The organism is Stenotrophomonas sp. 05L44_2 (genome assembly GCF_056665995.1).
The window spans coordinates 1-3,030 of record NZ_JBFTNR010000517.1 but is presented as its reverse complement, the minus strand read 5'-3'; the positions used below and the strand labels follow the sequence as shown (position 1 = coordinate 3,030).

Genomic DNA, 3,030 nt, shown 5'->3' with positions numbered 1-3,030 from the left:
ACGATGCCCTGCAGGCGCGCGGCCGCAATGCGGCCCGATTGCAGCGACTGCCAGGCCAGGCCCATGCCCGCCCACAGTTCGATCATCGCCACGGTCAGGAACACCAGCCCGGCGGCCATTTCCGGCGCGATGCGCTGTTGTTCGGCCGCATGCAGCGCCAGTGCCAGCATCGCTACCAGGCCGAGCCCGGCCAGCACACCATGCAGCGTTGATGCAGCGATCAGCCGCAGGCGTCGACGACGATCGCGCGAGGCCACCTGCTTGGCCGCCACCCGCACCTTCAACTGCCAGGCATTGCCAGCGTTGAGCGCGGCCAGATCAGCCGCCCCTTCCAGCCCCTCGAATGCCGCCGTGCGCAACGCTGCGCGATGTGCGGCGCGGTCGGCCTCTTCGCTGTCATGGCCCCTCACGCCCAGCCACGGCACGCCAATGCCGATCAGCAACGCCAGTACCGCCAGCAGCACCGCTGCCGATGGCAGGATCAACGCTGCCGAGCCCACGCCCACCAACGTCAACGCGCCCAGCGCCAGCAACGGGCCGATGGCACGCACCAGCAGGCCATCGATTTCGCCGATGTCACCCAGCAGCCGCGCCAGCAGATCGCCGGTGCGGGTTGCGCCCAACCGTGCCGGAGCCAGTGGCAGCGCGCGGCGGAAGAACCATACGCGCAGGTCGCGGGCGATGCGCAGGGTGGCGTCATGCCCCACCAGCTTTTCGAAGTAGCGCGATGCGATGCGCGCCATGGTCAGGCCGCGGATGCCGGCCGACGGAGTGAAGAAATTGAAGCCCTGGCCAAGGCCCGCTGCACCGGCCAGCGCTGCAGCAGTGAGGAAGCCACCAGACAGGCCCAGCAGGGCGGTGCCGGCCAGCATCGTGGTCCACAGCAGCAGCACTGCCAGCAGCAGGCGCGGGCGATGACGCAGGAATACCGTGCGCAGCGAATCGGCAGAGCGGCTCATGCGCGTACCGCCTGCGCCGGCTCAACCAGGCGTCCTTCGGGCAACAGCAGGCAGCGGTCGGCCCAGGCGATCACCGCCGGGCTGTGGGTGGCCACCACCACGCTGCGTCCGCGCGCATAGGCGGCCAGGCTGCGCAGCAGCGCTGCTTCGGTTTCGGCATCGAGAAACGCGGTCGGCTCGTCCAGCAGCAGCACCTGCGGATCGCGCAGCAGCAGGCGCGCCAGGCCGATGCGACGTGCTTCGCCACCGGACAGGCCAAAGCCGCGCTCGCCGATCAGCGTATCCAGCCCCTGCGGCAGGCGCTGTGCGAACTGCAGCACCTGGGCGGCTTCGGCAACGGCGCGCAGGCGCGCGTCGCTGGCACCGGGATCGGCCAGGCGCAGGTTCTCGGCGATGGTGCCGTGGAACAGATAGGGGCGCTGGCTGGCATAGGCCACCTGCAGCCCCGGCCGCAACTGCACCCGGCCAGCACGCGGCGGCAGCCAACCGGCCAGCGCTTCCAGCAACGTGCTCTTGCCGCTGCCACTGGGGCCGACCAGGGCCAGACGCTGGCCCGGTTCCAGCTGCAGGTCCAGGTTCTGCAGCACATCGTGCGCAGCGCCCAACGGACGCAATACCAGACCGTGYGCCTGCAGTGGCGGCAACGCGGCCTCGGCAGGCTCCGGCGTCAGCGGCACAGTGCCGTCGATTGTGCTGGCCTCCTCTTCCGGCAGCGCCTGCAGCAGGCGCTCCACCTCGGCGGCGGCGGCCAGTGCATTGGCGCGGTCGTGATAGTGCGCGGCCAGGCGCCGCAACGGTGCGTAGAACTCCGGTGCCAGCAGCAGGCAGAACAGGCCCGCCCCCAGCGTCGGCACGGTCGCATGCAGCGACATCAGGCCCAGATAGCTCAGGCCCAGATACAACGCGACCATCGCCACGCTGACCGAGGCAAAGAATTCCAGCACGGTGGACGACAGGAAGGCGATGCGCAGCACCTTCATCGTGCGCACGCGCACACCTTCTGCCGCGGCCTCGATGCCGGCCAGTTCGGCTTCCCCACGGCCATACAGGCGCAGCAGGCCCAGGCCCTTGATGCGATCGGCGAAGTGCCCGCTCATCCGCGCCAGCTCGCCCAGCTGCGCGCGCCCGGCGGCTTCGGCGCCCCAGCCCACCAGCATCATGAAAAACGGCACCAGCGGTGCAGTGAACAGCAGGATCAGTGCAACCACCCAATCSACCCAGGCCACAGCAGCCAGGATCAACAACGGCACCACCACCACTTCGGTACGCACCGGCAGGAAACCACTGTAGTAGTTCTCGATCGCATCGCCGTGATGCAGCATCAACTCGCCCAGTTCACCGGTACGGCGCTGCCGAAGCCACAATGGGCCGTGCCCGAGCAGACGCGCGAAGACACGCTCGCGCAGGGACAGGCGTGCGGCATCGGCAACGTCACCGGCCGCAGCCTGGGTGGCACTGCCCAGCAGGGTGCGCACGACAAGGATCACCGCCAACGCGGCCAGCACCGGCAGGCCCTGGGCCAGCGGCACGCGCTCGACCAGCACCTGCTGCACCAGCCAGGCGATGGCGGCAGCTTGAGCGATCAACAGCGCACCGGACACGCTGATGCACAGCGACGCCAGCCGCTGCCGCCCCTTCGCGGYACGGGCCAGATCGGCCAGCCAGGCGGTACGCACACGCCGCAGGCGGGTCGATTCTTCATCCCGATCAGGGGCGTCAGCGGTCGGTTCGGCAGCGCTCAAGGCTCTTCACAGGCAGCAGGGGGATGGACGGCATTGTAGGCGCAGGCAACAGCCTTCCCCTGCGGCCGGCGGTCGCAGTCTTCATCGGGTTGGCATACGATCCTCCTGAATACCTGTTCATACATTGATCTGGATCAAGGCTGTTTGAAGTAGTCGGTCACATCATTCACCCCGTAGACCACCCTTCCCGCCACCTGCAACGGCACTATCCAACGAGGTAGCCAGGCCATGATTGATCAGACAGTCGTAGAACTGTCGCGGCTGCAATTCGCTCTGACCGCGATGTACCACTTCCTATTCGTACCGCTCACGCTTGGCCTGTCCTTCAT

3 protein-coding genes are annotated in these 3,030 nt (G+C 68.2%); 1 reads left to right on the top strand and 2 read right to left on the bottom strand.

Annotated features, from left to right (window positions below; translation table 11 throughout):
• The coding region (locus AC1VAN_RS16715; RefSeq protein WP_480986239.1) for an ABC transporter transmembrane domain-containing protein at positions 1–959 on the bottom strand (959 nt) is incomplete at its 3' end.
• A complete protein-coding gene (gene cydD, locus AC1VAN_RS16710; RefSeq protein ID WP_480986238.1) occupies positions 956–2,701 on the bottom strand; it encodes a thiol reductant ABC exporter subunit CydD in 1,746 nt (581 codons plus the stop codon). The genes AC1VAN_RS16715 and cydD, both read right to left, overlap by 4 nt.
• A 228-nt stretch (positions 2,702–2,929) precedes the next feature.
• On the opposite strand from cydD, the gene AC1VAN_RS16705 reads away from it, so the two are divergent.
• Positions 2,930–3,030: cytochrome ubiquinol oxidase subunit I (locus tag AC1VAN_RS16705; protein ID WP_480986240.1), on the top strand; the 101-nt coding region annotated here is incomplete at its 3' end.